At 56.6% G+C, this 15,563-nt stretch carries 15 protein-coding genes; 4 read left to right on the top strand and 11 right to left on the bottom strand.

The window, feature by feature from the left end:
- Positions 1-40: 40 nt before the first annotated feature.
- Positions 41-784 (top strand): DUF2059 domain-containing protein, encoded by a 744-nt coding sequence (locus tag AACY31_RS08790; RefSeq protein ID WP_339477654.1) that lies wholly within the window; start codon positions 41-43, stop codon positions 782-784.
- 129 nt (positions 785-913) lie between these two features.
- Here the strand turns inward: AACY31_RS08790 and AACY31_RS08785 are convergent, their stop codons facing one another.
- A complete protein-coding gene (locus AACY31_RS08785; protein ID WP_339477657.1) occupies positions 914-1,861 on the bottom strand; it encodes an alpha/beta hydrolase in 948 nt (315 codons plus the stop codon).
- A gap of 108 nt (positions 1,862-1,969) precedes the next feature.
- Here AACY31_RS08785 and AACY31_RS08780 point away from each other — a divergent pair, with 108 nt between their 5' ends.
- On the top strand, positions 1,970-2,548 hold the full coding sequence (locus AACY31_RS08780; protein ID WP_339477659.1) for a DUF6436 domain-containing protein: 579 nt from the start codon (positions 1,970-1,972) through the stop codon (positions 2,546-2,548).
- A 40-nt stretch (positions 2,549-2,588) separates the two neighbouring features.
- On the opposite strand, the gene serS is transcribed toward AACY31_RS08780, so the two are convergent.
- From serS to AACY31_RS08755, 5 genes are all read right to left on the bottom strand, one after another.
- Positions 2,589-3,356: a serine--tRNA ligase gene (serS, locus tag AACY31_RS08775; protein WP_339504351.1), complete on the bottom strand. Its 768-nt coding sequence runs from the start codon at positions 3,354-3,356 to the stop codon at positions 2,589-2,591.
- A gap of 7 nt (positions 3,357-3,363) precedes the next feature.
- Positions 3,364-3,891, bottom strand: coding sequence for a hypothetical protein (locus tag AACY31_RS08770; RefSeq protein ID WP_339504332.1), 528 nt, complete (start codon positions 3,889-3,891; stop codon positions 3,364-3,366).
- Between the two features lie 44 nt (positions 3,892-3,935).
- The gene (locus AACY31_RS08765) at positions 3,936-4,907 is read right to left on the bottom strand and encodes an AEC family transporter (RefSeq protein WP_339504331.1); all 972 of its coding nucleotides are present in this window, start codon (positions 4,905-4,907) and stop codon (positions 3,936-3,938) included.
- 76 nt (positions 4,908-4,983) lie between these two features.
- The gene (locus tag AACY31_RS08760) at positions 4,984-5,973 is read right to left on the bottom strand and encodes a KpsF/GutQ family sugar-phosphate isomerase (protein WP_339504330.1); all 990 of its coding nucleotides are present in this window, start codon (positions 5,971-5,973) and stop codon (positions 4,984-4,986) included.
- Entirely contained in the window at positions 5,966-6,682 is a 717-nt protein-coding gene (locus AACY31_RS08755) for a hypothetical protein (protein ID WP_339479461.1), read from the bottom strand. Before AACY31_RS08755 ends, AACY31_RS08760 begins: the two co-directional genes overlap by 8 nt.
- A gap of 254 nt (positions 6,683-6,936) precedes the next feature.
- Here AACY31_RS08755 and AACY31_RS08750 point away from each other — a divergent pair, with 254 nt between their 5' ends.
- Both AACY31_RS08750 and AACY31_RS08745 read left to right on the top strand, forming a co-directional pair.
- The gene (locus AACY31_RS08750) at positions 6,937-9,345 is read left to right on the top strand and encodes a penicillin acylase family protein (protein WP_339491597.1); all 2,409 of its coding nucleotides are present in this window, start codon (positions 6,937-6,939) and stop codon (positions 9,343-9,345) included.
- 99 nt (positions 9,346-9,444) lie between these two features.
- Positions 9,445-9,786 carry a carboxymuconolactone decarboxylase family protein gene (locus AACY31_RS08745; protein WP_003206631.1) on the top strand — a complete coding sequence of 114 codons (342 nt, stop codon included), beginning with the start codon at positions 9,445-9,447 and terminating at the stop codon, positions 9,784-9,786.
- Positions 9,787-9,924: 138 nt separating this feature from the next.
- On the opposite strand, the gene AACY31_RS08740 is transcribed toward AACY31_RS08745, so the two are convergent.
- From AACY31_RS08740 to AACY31_RS08720, 5 genes are all read right to left on the bottom strand, one after another.
- Entirely contained in the window at positions 9,925-10,812 is an 888-nt protein-coding gene (locus tag AACY31_RS08740) for an ABC transporter permease subunit (RefSeq protein WP_339479464.1), read from the bottom strand.
- Entirely contained in the window at positions 10,809-11,729 is a 921-nt protein-coding gene (locus AACY31_RS08735; RefSeq protein ID WP_339479466.1) for an ABC transporter permease subunit, read from the bottom strand. Before AACY31_RS08735 ends, AACY31_RS08740 begins: the two co-directional genes overlap by 4 nt.
- On the bottom strand, positions 11,726-12,868 hold the full coding sequence (locus AACY31_RS08730; protein ID WP_339479468.1) for an ABC transporter ATP-binding protein: 1,143 nt from the start codon (positions 12,866-12,868) through the stop codon (positions 11,726-11,728). The genes AACY31_RS08735 and AACY31_RS08730 overlap by 4 nt, the downstream gene beginning before the upstream one ends.
- Before the next feature lie 70 nt (positions 12,869-12,938).
- Positions 12,939-14,036, bottom strand: a complete 1,098-nt coding sequence (locus AACY31_RS08725; protein WP_339479469.1) for a polyamine ABC transporter substrate-binding protein — start codon at positions 14,034-14,036, stop codon at positions 12,939-12,941.
- Between the two features lie 184 nt (positions 14,037-14,220).
- Positions 14,221-15,318: a polyamine ABC transporter substrate-binding protein gene (locus AACY31_RS08720; RefSeq protein ID WP_339491602.1), complete on the bottom strand. Its 1,098-nt coding sequence runs from the start codon at positions 15,316-15,318 to the stop codon at positions 14,221-14,223.
- Positions 15,319-15,563: the final 245 nt, after the last annotated feature.

Genomic DNA, 15,563 nt, shown 5'->3' with positions numbered 1-15,563 from the left:
ACACCCCACGGAGAATAGTCGGCTGCTGACAGGAGCCCCTATGCGTCGTTTGCTTTTCTCACTGTTGATGTTCTGCGTTTTGCCCACCTGGGCAGACAGCTACGACCAGTTGTACAAGGTCGCCGGCTGGCCGGGACAGCGGGCGCATTTCAATGACGCCTTGAGCGCCGCTCAGCAGCGCTATCAGAGCAGCCTGCCGTCGGCGGTGTTCCAGGCCCTGGTGAACAACAGCAATCAACGTTTCGCCCCCCAGGCCATGGACCAGCGGGCCGAGGCGCAAATGCGCAGCAACCTTCGAGACCCGAACCCGGCCCTGGCCTTTTTCCAGTCGCCCCTGGGCCGCAAGGTCGTCGCGGCCGAGCTGCTGGCGACCCGGCGTGATCAATTGGCAAAAAACGCCAAGGGCCTGCCGAAGATGCCAGCCAGCGACAACCGCCTGTTGATCATCGGCCACCTGGCCCAGGCCCTGCCCGCCCGCGAGGCCGGCGCCGAAGTCAGCCTGGCGATCGCCGGCGTGGCGGCCGACAGCCTGAGTTCGATGATCCCGGGACTCTTGGGCGCCGGCCAGGCCCAAGGCATGTTGAATGGCCAACGCCAACGGTTAATGGAACAGATCGGCGCAGACCTGAACAACACCCTGCTGTACGTCTACCGTGACCTGACCGATACCGAGCTGGAGGAGTTCGCCACCTTCGCCGAATCGACCGAGGGCCAGGCTTATTATCAAGCGGCCCTGGCGGCGATTCGGGCGGGATTGGCGGTGGGGCAGAGTCTCGGGCAGTAGTTCTTCAGTATCCCTGAGACCGCTATCGCGAGCAGGCTCGCTCCCACAGGGTATTTGGATGAACTCAGGTTTTGTGATCGATTAAGATCCAGTGTGGGAGCGAGCCTGCTCGCGATAGCAATAGCCCAGTCACCGCCGGATCCTGCTCATCCGCTTGGTCAAGAACCCAAACATCTCCTGCCGCATCGCCAGTGCCTCATTCGCCAAGTGATGGCGTCCCTCGGGCAACATCAACACCTGCGGCCGATCGAACTTGCTACGCAGCACTTGCAGGTTGTGCACCCAATCCACCGTCATGTCCGCCTGCCCCTGCACGATCAACGGTTGGCGCGGGCTGCTCGGGGCGGCTTCGATACGCTTGATCCATTGCCCCAATGCGCCCACCCAAGCGGTGGGCAGGCGCAGTGGTTGCAGTGGGTCGGCTTGCAGGAATGGCAGAAAGTCCGGGTCGGTGGAGTTCTCGCTGAAACGCCGGGCGATCTCCCTCACGAAGGGCTTGAGCAGGTAATAACTCAGGCGCGACCAGCCCCAGGCCCGCGGCCGCACCAGGGGTGACAGCAGGATGACCTGGCCCTGGGCCGGGCTCTGCGCGCCCTGACTGAGCACATGATCGACGACAATGGCCCCACCGGTGCTTTGCCCGCACAGATGCCAGGGTTGCGGCAGGTCCAGCGTCCCAGCCTCGGCCAATAGGCCCTGCAGGGTAGCCTGGTACTCGGCAAAGTCACCGATGCTGGCGCGTTCGCCACTGGACAGGCCATGGCCCGGCAGGTCGCAGGCGATCACCGCGAACTGCTGCTCCAGGGCCCACTCGATCAAGTGCCGATACAGCCCCATGTGATCGTAGTAACCGTGGAACACAAACAACGTCGCCACGGCTTTTTCCGGCCACCAGACCTGGCTCACCAGCTCATACCCGCCTACCTCGAAGCGCCCCAATCCCTTGCGCACGCTGCGCTGGGGAAAGTCCAGGCCATAGAATCGCTGGTAGGCCTGGGCTTGCTCGGACAGGGCTTGCCACTGGGCCAGCGGCTGCAGGCTGGCACGCAGGAGATCGGGGTCGAAAGTGGCAGGCATCAAAAATTCCAGGCATAGGCGCATCGCGCGAAACAGACTTTGTAGGCCTGCGATATTCATCTGTCGCGGCAAGCATGGCAAGCTACGCGGCCTCAGAGGATCGACTCCATGCGCCCGTCCCACCGCACGACCTTGCTCACCAGCCTGCTCGCCCTCGGATGCGCCGTCGTCCTGTGGGCCGCCTACGACTGGTTCCAGGGCCGTTTCCTGCGGGCTTTCAGCCAACACACCGCGGTGTTTTCCGGCGACCCTCTGCGCCTGCCTGCCGATCTGGCCGGCCCCGGCGCGATCCGCCTGGTGCATTTCTGGGATCCGGCGTGCCCGTGCAACGTCGGCAATCAGCAGCACCTGGCCGAACTGGTGGATAAATATGTACCGCAAGGCGTCGAGTTTTATGCGGTACAAAAAGCCGGCAGCCAAGGTCGGCTGCCGGCCACGTTGAGCCACTTGAAATCCCTCTCGGCCCTTCCCGGATCAAACCAGATTCCTGCAAGCCCGGCCGTGGCGATCTGGGATCGCAGCGGCAAATTGGCGTACTTCGGCCCCTACAGCGAAGGCCTGACCTGCAATTCGAGCAACAGCTTCATCGAGCCGATTCTTGAGGCGTTGAGCGGCGGCCGGGACGTTAATGCGACTCACACGTTGGCGGTGGGCTGTTATTGCCCGTGGGCTGCGCCGGACAAATGAGCAACCCATCTCAAATAAGATGGGTTTGCTCCGCTCCGGCTTATGCTCTATGTAAATCGTTGACCACTGGAGCAATCTGGTCAAAATCGAGGTAACGCTTCAGCGCTTCAGGTATTTTCACCGAGCCATCAGCGCACTGATAATTCTCTAAAATAGCCACCATCGTTCTGCCCAACGCGGATGCAGTGCCGTTAAGGGTATGAACATACCGATTACTTTTTGAAGCAGAATCCCTGTACTTGATATTCAGCCGTCGAGCCTGATAGTCGGTGCAGTTACTGGCGGAGGTAATCTCACCGTACTCCCCCGCGATGCCTTTCCCGGGCATCCAGGCTTCAATATCATACTTCTTATACGCAGGCGCCCCTAAATCACCCGTGCAGTTTATAACGACTTTATAGGGAGCACCCAACTCACTATAGATCCCCTCTTGCAGTTCAAGAATCTTGTCATGATATGTAACGCTATCCTCTGGCTTGCATATTACAAACAGCTCCAGCTTTTCAAATTGGTGGACCCTATAAAGCCCTTTGCTGGATCTTCCCGATGCGCCGGCCTCACGTCTAAAACAATGGCTTTCGGCAATGTAGAGCAAAGGCAATTTAGATTCATCAATAACGTCCCCAGCGTGCATACCGGCCACGCAAATCTCAGCTGTAGCGATGAGGCTTTTATCAAGCCCATCCAGACCATACGTATTGCTTTCATCACCCTTTGGAGCGAACCCGACCCCCTCCAAAATATGGTTGTAAGAGATATCCGGCGTTTGCAGTGGCGTGAACCCAGCTTTTAATGCCTTATTGAAAATGAACCCCTTAAGCGCATGCTGGAGAAAAACCGCTTGATTTTTTTAAACAATAAAATTTTGCACCGGACACCTTCCTACCTGAATCAAAATCGATCAAATCTAGCTCTTGGCCTAGTTGGACATGGTCCTTATGGCAAAACCCAAATTTTGGAGCCTGGCCTTTGAACTTGATAGTTAAATTATCTTCGTCACTTTCGCCAACAGGCACATCGGGGGAGGTCCAATTGGGCAGTTGGCGCGAAAGCAAATCAAATTCCTCAAGGAGCACGTTGTAAGACTCCTTGGCGCGTAGGACATCCCCCTTCAGCGTCGACGCCTCAGAATGCTCATATTGAAACTCATTCTTCAACGGATTATTTCTTATAGTTTTTGAAATCGCATTTAACTTGCGCTGCATTTCTTCCAGGCTCTGCTTTTGCGTTTTCACTGTATCGTATAAATAAAGAAACTGATCCAAATCAAAACCCACACCCCGCGCGGACAAATTAGCTTTCATTTCTGCAACGCCTTCTAAAACTTGTTTGATATTGATCATCCACCCTCTCCGCATTAAGTTTACCATTCGATTTACGCACAACCTCAGACCACATGAGGAAGAAAAAAATAGCCAGCCACATTGACCACAAAAAAAGAGACACACGTGGTAGCCAGAAGTATTAAATTAAACTTCTGCACCGACACACCATAGGCTTGCGCAAAGATAAAAGTATTTTTTGGAGAGGGCATTGCCGATATCAGTATCAATGCGAACAACAGCAATCCAGACAGTCCAAAAATGTACTGTCCCACCACGAAAGAAATCGCGGGATGCAAAAAATTCTTTACAAACACACCCAGCACTATTTCATTACAGTCGTTTCTCATGGTGGACGTTACGCGACCAGCATAGAACGAAGCACCCAATGCTATTAGTGCAATAGGCGCCGCGGTATCAGCAATCATGTCCATGCTCTCGATGATAAAAAAATCTGTATCGATCATGTGCGAGAGCTTAATTTGCGAAATGAGCGTCCCCGTCAACGCGGAAATGATCAATGGATTTTTGAACACGACCAGCAGGGCATTCTTTAGAAAAGCGCTCAAAGATCCAATTTGCGAAAAAGAGGAAACCTCCATGACAAATACCGCAATGCTCGTAAGAACAACGGACTGAAAAATAATTATTGGCACAACCAAAGCCGAGTCACCCAACAGCAATATGAAGATAGGCACTGCCAAAAAAGCGGTATTGGTTTGCCCAACAGCAATAAAATTTAAACCCACCTCCACCAGACTCTTCTTAAGGCAAACTTTATATATGATATAAATTACGATCCACAATACAAAGATACCCAAACCATACGCCTGAACATAAGCATCTACATTGACGTCTGGCGTGTAGTCGGACCTCAGCGTCGTCAAAAAAATTTCTACGGGGAGCGCAACATAAAAAACATAGTCACTCAGTACTTCATCAGCACCGCGACGCACGAGACCAGCAAACGAAAGCAAACAACCTAACAATATCAAAACAAATATTGACAACGTTGAGCTCAGCGACAACATCAACATAATTAGTCCACCCTGCCGTTCAGCAACAACCAAACGAACGCACATACCCAATAAAAGTCATCATTCTCCCGATAACTTACAAAGCAATAGACGCGACAAGATCATGCTTGTGCGAAACACCTAAAAGTTTTCCCTTGTGGTCAACGACCAAAATTGCAGACACATCAATACCAATACAGTCTGCAATCAGCTCGCTCTCATGCACGCATCTTAAATCAACCTCCATAACATCCGAAACTTTAAGACCAGCAACACTATCATTCCCCTTGAACACTCGAGCCATATCTCCATCTGTAAACACTCCCAAAGGCCGAGAGAAGGTATCTACCACGACGACAAATCCAAGGCGCTTATTCGCCATATAACTAACCGCATCCAAGAACAATGTATCAGGCGGCAGCGCAGGGATTTTATCCCCCCTCACCATCACGTCACGAACTTTCACCGTCAGAACCTTGCCTAGATTGCCGGCGGGATGATTCCTTGAGAACTCTTCCTTCGTGAAGCGCTTGATTTTCATCAGCACCATAGCAATGGCATCTCCGACACCTAATGTGGCGCTAGAACTTACGGTTGGCGCAAGATTATACGGACAGGCTTCCCTATCAACTTTCAACGCCACATTCGCATTTGTTTTACATGCCAATTCCGAGTTTGAAAAATTTGTCAACGCTACGGTATTCACACCCAGATCATGAAGATATGGAAGCAGAGACAAAACCTCCTCACTTCTACCGCTGTAGGATATTAGTAATGCGAGGTCATGCGCCGTAATCATGCCCAAGTCCCCATGCTTAGCCTCGGATGGGTGTATAAAAAAGCTGGGCGTCCCCGTAGAGGCTAGACTTGCCGCAATTTTCTTACCGACATGGCCACTTTTTCCAACACCAAGAATCACCACGTGTCCCTTGCAGGCCAATATAAGTCGAACCACATCGACAAAACCGTTACCCTCCAACTCATCGGAAAGTTTTATCAATGCCCGACCCTCACTGATTAACACCTCTCTCCCCAAGGTTAGTAGATGCCTGTCAGCCCCCATTTCTGACAACGATTTATCATTCATGGATTCTTATCTCCTTACGGTCGACATTTGGATCATTGACCAACAGTGCGCCATCCCTGTAATGACTTCTTCGGTAAAATGTCACGAAAAGACTATTTCTCTCATAAGAAACACTGGGATGGTGTGTAGCGCCATGCCAGCTATCGTCTGATCTCAAAAAAGCAAACGCTATATTAGGTTCATAAGGAATTCTTCTGAATTCTTCAAAGCCACCTTCAGTTTTTACAAACAGCCCAAGCCCTGATTCTTTATAATCCGCACTTTCTGGCAAATACCATCCAAATGTCATTGCCTTTTCAACAATATCCGTATGCGGAGGCAAATCAAAACCGGCAAAATCTTTATACAAATGCGGATAAGGTGTCACATCAAGATCAGAGCCAAACTTTCCCAGCAAAAGACGCTTGAATGGCTCACTGCAAAGAAGCTCAACAATATCAATAGCAACTTTAGACCTCGAAAAAACCTTACCAAGATCAATCGAAATTCCTTCCAGAGACAAAGGCAATTCAAAACGAGTCGAACTCCCATTTCTCAAGGTGCTTTTATGCATCAACGGCTTGTATAAATCCAACGCTGGCAAGCTGGAAATAAACTCTCTGTACAATTCTGCTGGAACAAAGTCCTTTACTTCAAAAAAACTGAACGGCTCACTCACCAGTTCAGCGCCTGTTATTTTTTGAGAAACATACTTCATAAGTCCGGACACACCCACCTCCATACGGCTTTTTCGAGATCCATCTCAACATGAATGAAACATTTAACCACCCGTATCTTTTATAGGCTTCGCCCTCACACCCAGCAACGGAATTCTTGTAGTTAAATTCCCAAAAAATCGAAGGAAGCTTCTTACACTAAATTTGTTTTAGTAGAAATCAAGTCGCGGGCCGGGTTATTATTTTTTCAAGATCAATGCCCTACGCTGTTTATCGATACCCATCGGTATTTAGGAAAAGGACTTTTATGAAACGCACCCTCATCGCCTTCCTGTCATTGATCGTCACCGCCATCATCGTCGCGGGCGGCTACCTCTACAGCAAGCAGCCCACCCGCCAAGGCACGGTGCAGTTGCAAGGGTTGCAGGGCTCGGTGACGGTGCGCTACGACGAACGCGGTGTGCCGCATATCCACGCGGAGACCGAAACCGACCTGTACCGCGCCCTCGGTTATGTCCATGCCCAGGATCGGCTGTTCCAGATGGAGATCATGCGCCGCCTCGCCCGTGGTGAACTGGCCGAGGTGCTAGGGCCGAAACTGCTCGACACCGACAAACTGATGCGCAGCCTGCGAATCCGCGAACGCGCCGCGGCCTATGTGACCGAGCAGGACCCACAATCCCCGGCCTGGCTCGCCATGCAAGCCTACCTGGACGGGGTCAACGCCTATCAGGACAGTCACACCCGGCCCGTGGAGTTCGATGTGCTGGGTATTCCCAAGCGCCCCTTCACCGCCGAAGACACCGTGAGCATTACCGGCTACATGGCCTATAGCTTCGCCGCCGCCTTTCGCACCGAACCCCTGTTGACCTACGTGCGTGATCAACTGGGCGCCGAGTACCTGAGCATCTTCGACCTCGACTGGCAGCCCCAGGGCGTGCTGGCCGAAGGTCGCAAGGTCGGCCTGCCCCTGGCCGCCGCCGACTGGAAAGACCTCAACGCCCTGGCCCGCCTGAGCGAGCAGGCCCTGGCCGATAACGGCCTGCCGCAGTTCGAGGGCAGCAATGCCTGGGCGGTCTCTGGCAGTCGAACCCACAGCGGCAAGCCTTTACTGGCGGGTGACCCGCATATCCGTTTTTCCGCGCCGTCGGTGTGGTACGAAGCGCATCTGTCCGCGCCGGGTTTCGAACTCTACGGGCACTATCAGGCCTTGATGCCCTTTGCGACGCTGGGCATGAACAAGGATTTCGGCTGGAGCGTCACCATGTTCCAGAACGACGACCTTGACCTGATCGCCGAGAAGGTCAACCCGGACAATCCCGAGCAGGTCTGGTATCGCGACAAATGGGCGGACATGACCCGCAGCGAACAGCAGATCGCGGTCAAGGGCCAGGCGCCGGTGACGCTGGTGCTGCGCCAGTCGCCCCACGGTCCGATCGTCAACGATGCCCTCGGTGCGAACGCCGGCAAGACCCCGGTCGCCATGTGGTGGGGATTCCTGGAAAGTCGCAACCCGATCCTCGGCGCCTTTTACCAGCTCAACCGCGCCGATACCCTGGCCAAGGCCCGTGGCGCCTCGGCCAAGATCCACGCCCCCGGGCTGAACGTGGTGTGGGCCAACGCCAAGGGGGACATCGGCTGGTGGGCCGCCGCGCAATTGCCCAAGCGGCCGGCCGGCGTCAAGCCTGGGTTCATCCTCGACGGCAGCAGCCCGGAGGCGGAAAAGGAAGGTTTCTATCCGTTCAGCAGCAACCCCCAGGAAGAAAACCCGGCGCGGGGCTACATCGTCTCGGCCAATTTCCAACCCGTACCGGCCGGCGGCATCGAGATCCCGGGGTACTACAACCTCGCCGACCGCGGCCAGCAACTCAACCGTCAGCTCAGCGACAAGCAGGCGAAGTGGGACATCGAAACCACCCAGAAACTGCAACTGGGCACCACCACCGCCTATGGCCCTCGCCTGCTCGCGCCTTTGCTGCCGGTGCTGCGTGAAGGGGTCAGCGACCCGCAGGAACGCAAATGGGTGGAACAACTGGCCCAATGGCCAGGCGATTACCCCCTGGACTCCACCAGCGCCACGCTGTTCAACCAGTTCCTGTTCAACCTGGCCGACGCCGCCCTGCACGATGAACTGGGCGACGGCTTCTTCGAAACCTCGCTGTCGACCCGGGTCATCGATGCGGCCCTGCCACGCCTGGCGGCCTCAAAGGATTCACCGTGGTGGGATGACCGCACGACCCTCGGCACAGAGACCCGTGCCGACACCGTAAAAAAGGCCTGGGACAAGAGCCTGGCCCACCTGAAGGTCACCCTCGGCGACGATGCCACGCAATGGCAATGGGGCAAGGCCCATACCCTGACCCACGGCCACCCGTTGGGCCTGCAAAAGCCGCTGGACCGGCTCTTCAACGTCGGCCCCTTCGCGGCACCCGGCACCCACGAGGTGCCCAACAACCTCTCCGCCAAAATCGGTCCGGCACCGTGGCCGGTGACCTATGGGCCTTCGACGCGGCGCATCATCGATTTCGCCGACCCGAGCCACAGCGTCACCATCAACCCCGTTGGCCAGAGCGGCGTGGCGTTCGACAAGCATTACGCGGACCAGGCCGAGGCGTACATCGAGGGGGTCTATCACCAGGCGCACTTGGCCGAGGAGGAAGTGCTGGCCAATACCCACTCGACCCTGAAGCTGCTACCGGGCCGGGCCGCACCCTGATTCTGGCCAGTGTAATTTTTCATCGCCAACGCGCTCAATCGTCATTGTTGGTCAAGACTACCGGGGGTCAACGCCCCCCCTCTCATAGGAGTCAACGCGATGTTCAATAACTGGTCCGAACTGCTGCCCACCATCAAGAGCGCCTTTGGCGCCCTGGGCAAAAGCAATCCGAAGATGGTCAAGGCCTACATGGCCCTGGATGAAGCCGCGGCTGAAAACGACGTGCTCGATGCCAAGACCCGTGAGCTGATCTCCATCGCCGTCGCCATCACCACGCGCTGTGACGGTTGCATTGGCGTACACACCGACGCGGCCATCAAGGCCGGCGCCACCCGCGAAGAAATCGCCGCCACCCTGGCCACCGCGGTGTCCCTGAACGCGGGCGCGGCGTACATCTACTCCCTGCGCGCGCTGGAGGCTCACGACGCGTTAAAGAAGTGAAGGACCAATAGCCTGCCCGCCGCTATCGCGAGCAGGCTCCCACACAATGGGATCTGCATTCGGCTGCGGATTTATAGGCAATCCAAAAAACCTGTGGGAGCCAAGCTTGCTCGCTCCCACATTTGCTCCCTGTGTCGGTTAGACCGACGTGGTCTCGGCCCGGCGGACTTCCGGTTGTTTCCAGGAGTCGGCGGCGCTTTCTTCGATGGCTTGCTGGATCGCGCGCTTGCGGTTTTCTTCGGCGCGACGGCTGAAGTACCAGACCAGGAAGGTCACCAGCGACACCGCCAGCAGGATCAGGCTCGCCACGGCGTTGATTTCCGGTTTCACACCCAGGCGCACGGCCGAGAAGACTTCCATCGGCAAGGTCGTCGAGCCGGGGCCGGAGACGAAACTCGCCAGCACCAGGTCATCCAGGGACAACGCGAAGGACATCATGCCCCCCGCCGCCAGTGACGGCGCGATCATCGGGATGGTGATCAAAAAGAACACCTTCCACGGCCGCGCACCGAGGTCCATGGCCGCTTCTTCGATGGACAGGTCCAGTTCACGCAAGCGCGCCGAGACCACCACCGCCACATAGGCCGCGCAGAACGTGGTGTGGGCGATCCAGATCGTGACGATGCCACGCTCTTGGGGCCAGCCGATCGTCTGTGCCATGGCCACGAACAGCAGCAACAGCGACAGACCAGTGATGACTTCCGGCATCACCAGCGGCGCGGTGACCAGGCCACCGAACAGCGTGCGGCCCTTGAAGTGGGTAATGCGGGTCAGTACGAAGGCTGCCAGGGTACCCAGGGCCACCGCGGCAATCGCCGTGTAGCAGGCGATTTCCAGCGAGCGCAGCACCGACCCCATCAACTGGCTGTTGTCCAGCAGGCCGACGTACCACTTGATCGACCAGCCGCCCCACACGGTCACCAGTCTCGAGGCGTTGAACGAGTAGATCACCAGGATCAACATTGGCGCGTAGATGAACAGAAAACCCAGCACCAGCATCAGGCTTGAAAAACTGAAGCGCTTCATTCCTTGCCCTCCATTTCTTTGGCCTGGCTGCGGTTGAACAGGATGATAGGCACGATCAGGATCGCCAGCATCACCACCGCCAGGGCGGATGCCACCGGCCAGTCTCGGTTATTGAAGAATTCCTGCCACAGCACTTTGCCGATCATCAGGGTTTCCGGGCCACCCAGCAGTTCCGGAATCACGAACTCGCCCACCACGGGGATGAACACCAGCATTGCGCCTGCGATGATGCCGTTCTTGGACAGCGGCACGGTGATTTTCCAGAAGCTGTTGAAGGTGCTCGAACCCAGGTCCGACGCGGCTTCCAACAGGCTGGGGTCATGCTTCACCAGGTTGGCGTACAACGGCAGGATCATGAACGGCAGATAGGAGTAGACGACCCCGATATACACCGCCAAGTTGGTATTGAGGATCTGCAGCGGTTCGCTGATCCACCCCATGCCCAGCAAAAAGCTGTTGAGCAAGCCGTTGTTGCTGAGGATGCCCATCCACGCATAGACGCGGATCAGGATCGCGGTCCAAGTCGGCATCATGATCAGCAGCACCAGCACCGTCTGCATCTCTTTGCGGGCATTGGCAATGCCGTAGGCCATTGGATAACCGATCAGCAGGCACAAGACGGTGCTGATCAGCGCCATCTTCAGCGAGCCGAGGTAGGCGGCAATGTACAACTCGTCCTCGCTCAGCAACACGTAGTTGGCGAGGTTGAGCAGCACCTGCAGTTTCTGATCGACGTAGCTGTAGATCTCGGTGTACGGCGGGATGGCCACGTCGGCTTCGGCGAAGCTGATCTTCAGGACAATGAAGAACGGCAACATGAAGAACAGGAACAGCCAGATGAAGGGCACCCCGATGACCAACTGGCGGCCACCGGGCGTTATTCGATCGAGTCGGCGTTTGAATTTGCGCAGGTTCATGAGCGAAGCACCACGCCGCTGTCATCTTCCCACCAGACGAACACCTGATCGCCCCAGGTCGGGCGCTGGCCGCGACGTTCGGCGTTGGCGACGAAGGACTGCACCAGCTTGCCGCTCGGCAACTCGACGTAGAACACCGAGTGGCCGCCCAGGTAGGCGATGTCATGGACCTTGCCGCTGGACCAGTTGTGCTCGCAATCCGGCTGCTCGGCGGTGACCAGCAGTTTTTCCGGGCGGATGGCGTAAGTGACGGACTTGTCCTGCACCGAAGTACTGATGCCGTGACCCACGTAGATGTTGCGGTCCAGGTCCTTGCAAGTCAGCACCGCGTGGCCTTCGGCGTCGTCCACCACTTCGGTCTCGAAGATGTTGACGTTGCCGATGAACTCGCAGACCAGCCGACTGGTCGGGGTTTCGTAGATGTCGATCGGGCTACCAATCTGGGCGATCCAGCCCAGGTGCATGATCGCAATGCGTTCGGCCATGGTCATGGCCTCTTCCTGATCGTGGGTCACCATGACACACGTCACGCCGACCCGCTCGATGATTTCCACCAGCTCAAGCTGCATTTGCGAGCGCAGTTTCTTGTCGAGAGCCCCCATCGGCTCGTCGAGCAACAACAGCTTGGGCCGTTTGGCCAGGGAACGAGCCAGGGCCACACGCTGACGCTGGCCGCCGGAGAGCTGGTGCGGCTTGCGCTTGGCGTACTGGCTCATCTGCACCAGCTTGAGCATTTCAGCCACACGGGCATCGACCTCGGCTCTCGGGATCTTGTCCTGTTGCAAGCCGAAGGCGATGTTCTGCGCCACGGTCATGTGAGGGAACAAGGCGTAGGACTGGAACATCATGTTGATCGGCCGCTCATAAGGCGGCAAGTCGGTGATGTCTACACCGTCGAGGAAAATGCGCCCCTCGGTGGGCCGCTCGAAACCGGCCAGCATGCGCAACAAGGTGGACTTGCCCGATCCCGAACCGCCGAGCAGGGCGAATATCTCGCCTTTCTTGATTTCCAGGGACACATCGTCCACGGCAATCGTCTCGTCGAACTTCTTCGTGACCCGGTCGATTTTGACCAACACCTGCTTGGGTGTCTGGTCGCCCTCGAGGGCTTTCTTATAGGCGCCGGAGGCAACTGCCATTTACGAAACTCCCACAGATTTTGCAGATTTTCAGTTCGCCCCACGCGGACGAACCTTAAGAGTGTTGACGTTATTTACCCGACTTGACCTTGGTCCAGCTGCGGGTCATGAGTCGTTGGATCTTGCGCGGCAACTCGGAGTTGACGTAGAGCTTGTCGACGACCGCTTGCGGTGGGTAAACCGCTTCGTCGGTGCGTACTTCCTGATCCATCAGTTCGCCAGCCCTCGGGTTGGGGTTGGCATAACCGACTGCGTCGCTGACCTGGGCGATGACCTCAGGCTTGAGCAGGTAGTTGATGAAGGCATGCGCTTGCTTGACGTTGGTGGCGTCGCGCGGGATCGCCAGCATGTCGAACCAGAGGTTGGCGCCTTCCTTGGGGATCACATAGACGATTTCGATGCCTTTACCGGCCTCACTGGCACGGGCGCGGGCCTGGAAGACGTCACCGGAGAAACCGGCGGCCACGCAGATCTCGCCATTGGCCAGGTCAGAGATGTACTTGGAGGAGTTGAAGTAGGTCACGTAAGGCCGGATCTTGAGGAGCTGGGCCTCGGCCTTCTTGTAGTCTTCAGGGTCTTCGCTGTTGGGATCCAGGCCCAGGTAATTGAGCATCGCCGGGATCATCTCGTCACCCGAGTCGAGGAACGAAACGCCGCAGCTGGACAGCTTCTTGATGTTTTCCGGCTCGAACAGCATGGCCCACGAATCGATCTTTTCGACCCCCAGCACCGCCTTGATCTTCTCGACGTTGTAGCCAATGCCGTTGGTGCCCCACAGATAAGGCACGGCGTACTGGTTGCCCGGGTCGTTCTTTTCCAGGCGCTTGAGCAGCACAGGGTCGAGGTTGGCGTAGTTGGGCAACTGCGCCTTATCGAGCTTCTGGAACGCTCCGGCCTTGATTTGCTTGCCCAGGAAGTGGTTGGACGGCACCACCACGTCGTAGCCGGTGCGCCCGGCCAGCAACTTGCCTTCCAGGGTTTCGTTGGAGTCGAACACGTCATACACCGGCTTGATGCCAGTGGCTTTTTCGAAATCCGCCAGGGTGGTCTCGCCGATGTAGTCCGACCAATTATAAATATGCACGGTGGAGGCGGCCTGGACGCTGACGGCGAGCGTCAGGCCGGCACCGACCAGCAAGGCGTTACGTAACAAAGAAAAGACTGGCACGTGGAGGTCCTCTTAAATAGTTGGGCCCAAGTTGCCCCCGTTACTTGGCCAAGAGAGGCCCTGCAACAAAACCGGCGCGCAACTTACCCTCGATAAACCGATCCAGCAAAACTTTTAGTTATTTAATGGCTCCTGTTGCCGCCACCGCGATGGCAGCGACAACAGGAAGATGCTTCAGGCCGGCTTATCTACCGGATTTGATCTTGGTCCAGCTGCGGGTCATGATCCGCTGGGTCGCGGCGGGCAGGTCGGCAATCGCGTAAAGCTTGGCTTGCACGTCTGCCGGCGGGTAGATGCCCGGGTCGCTGGTGATTTCCTTGCTGACCAGCGGCGTGGAGGCCGCGTTGCCGTTCGGGAAGCTCACGGTGTCGGTGATTTCAGCCATGATTTCCGGCTTTTGCAGGAAGGTCATGAACTTGTAGGCACCCTCGACGTTCTCGGCATCCTTGGGGATGGCGACCATGTCGAAGAAGCTGCCAGCACCTTCCTTCGGAATGTTGTAGCTGACTTTAACCTTGCCGCCGGCTTCGGCAGCACGGGACTTGGCCTGGTAGATGTCGCCCGAGTAGCCGACCGCTACGCAGATGTTGCCGTTGGCCAGGTCGGAGATGTACTTGGAGGAATGGAAGTAACCAATCGAAGGACGGATCTTGAGGAACAGTGCCTCGGCTTCAGCTAGTTGTTTCTTGTCCTGGCTGTCGGTCGGGTAGCCCAGATAATGCAGCGCCACCGGGATCATCTCCGTCGGCGAGTCGAGAAAGCTGATGCCGCAGGATTTCAGCTTGGCGGCGTTTTCCGGCTTGAACAGCAGGTCCCACGAGTTGGTCGGCGCGTCGGCCCCCAGGGCCGCCTTGACCTTCTCGGCGTTGAAGCCGATGCCGAGCGAACCCCACATGTACGGGAAGGCATGCTCGTTGCCCGGGTCGCTCACCGAAACGGCCTTGAGCAGGTCGGTGTTCAGGTTTTTCCAGTTAGGCAATTTGGACTTGTCGAGTTTCTGGTAGACCCCGGCCTTGATCTGCTTGGCGAGGAAGTTGTTCGACGGCACCACGATGTCATAACCGGACTTACCGGCCAGCAACTTGGCTTCCAGGGTTTCGTTGCTGTCGAACACGTCGTAGACGACTTTGATCCCCGATTCTTTCTCGAACTTGGCGACGGTGTCCGGCGCAATGTAGTCAGACCAGTTATAGACGTGCAGCACTTTGTCGTCCGCCTGGACAGCGCCCGCCATCACGCCCATCAGGGACATGGCGAGGAGGGTCTTGCCAGCTATCTTCATACCTAATGCCTTCATGAAAAATGCTCCAGTTATTCTTCTTAGCCACAGTTCAGTAGCCGGCTCGCGGGCAACTTGAACGGCCATCGGTGTCCTGTATCACAAATCTTGTTCCTTTTTGACGGCGTCAGTGGCCGTCATGCTGCGTTGCCGCTCCTCGCCGTAGCGGGCTATGACTCGCCGCGGCGCCTTGCTTGACGACAACAGCCATTCGTCAAAAAGGAACGTATTGGTGATACAGGACACCA

This window comes from Pseudomonas sp. RL_105y_Pfl2_101 (assembly GCF_963970585.1).
Lineage (GTDB): Bacteria > Pseudomonadota > Gammaproteobacteria > Pseudomonadales > Pseudomonadaceae > Aquipseudomonas.
The sequence above is the reverse complement of the archived record's forward strand: the minus strand, read 5'-3'. Positions and strand labels throughout refer to the sequence as shown.

Excerpts from the sequence above, each read along its gene's own strand:
- AACY31_RS08790 (WP_339477654.1), top strand. The coding sequence starts at position 41 with ATGCGTCGTTTGCTTTTCTCACTGTTGATGTTCTGCGTTTTGCCCACC.
- AACY31_RS08785 (WP_339477657.1), bottom strand. The coding sequence starts at position 1,861 with ATGCCTGCCACTTTCGACCCCGATCTCCTGCGTGCCAGCCTGCAGCCG.
- AACY31_RS08780 (WP_339477659.1), top strand. The coding sequence starts at position 1,970 with ATGCGCCCGTCCCACCGCACGACCTTGCTCACCAGCCTGCTCGCCCTC.
- AACY31_RS08770 (WP_339504332.1), bottom strand. The coding sequence starts at position 3,891 with ATGATCAATATCAAACAAGTTTTAGAAGGCGTTGCAGAAATGAAAGCT.
- AACY31_RS08765 (WP_339504331.1), bottom strand. The coding sequence starts at position 4,907 with ATGTTGATGTTGTCGCTGAGCTCAACGTTGTCAATATTTGTTTTGATA.
- AACY31_RS08760 (WP_339504330.1), bottom strand. The coding sequence starts at position 5,973 with ATGAATGATAAATCGTTGTCAGAAATGGGGGCTGACAGGCATCTACTA.
- AACY31_RS08750 (WP_339491597.1), top strand. The coding sequence starts at position 6,937 with ATGAAACGCACCCTCATCGCCTTCCTGTCATTGATCGTCACCGCCATC.
- AACY31_RS08745 (WP_003206631.1), top strand. The coding sequence starts at position 9,445 with ATGTTCAATAACTGGTCCGAACTGCTGCCCACCATCAAGAGCGCCTTT.
- AACY31_RS08740 (WP_339479464.1), bottom strand. The coding sequence starts at position 10,812 with ATGAAGCGCTTCAGTTTTTCAAGCCTGATGCTGGTGCTGGGTTTTCTG.
- AACY31_RS08735 (WP_339479466.1), bottom strand. The coding sequence starts at position 11,729 with ATGAACCTGCGCAAATTCAAACGCCGACTCGATCGAATAACGCCCGGT.
- AACY31_RS08730 (WP_339479468.1), bottom strand. The coding sequence starts at position 12,868 with ATGGCAGTTGCCTCCGGCGCCTATAAGAAAGCCCTCGAGGGCGACCAG.
- AACY31_RS08720 (WP_339491602.1), bottom strand. The coding sequence starts at position 15,318 with ATGAAGATAGCTGGCAAGACCCTCCTCGCCATGTCCCTGATGGGCGTG.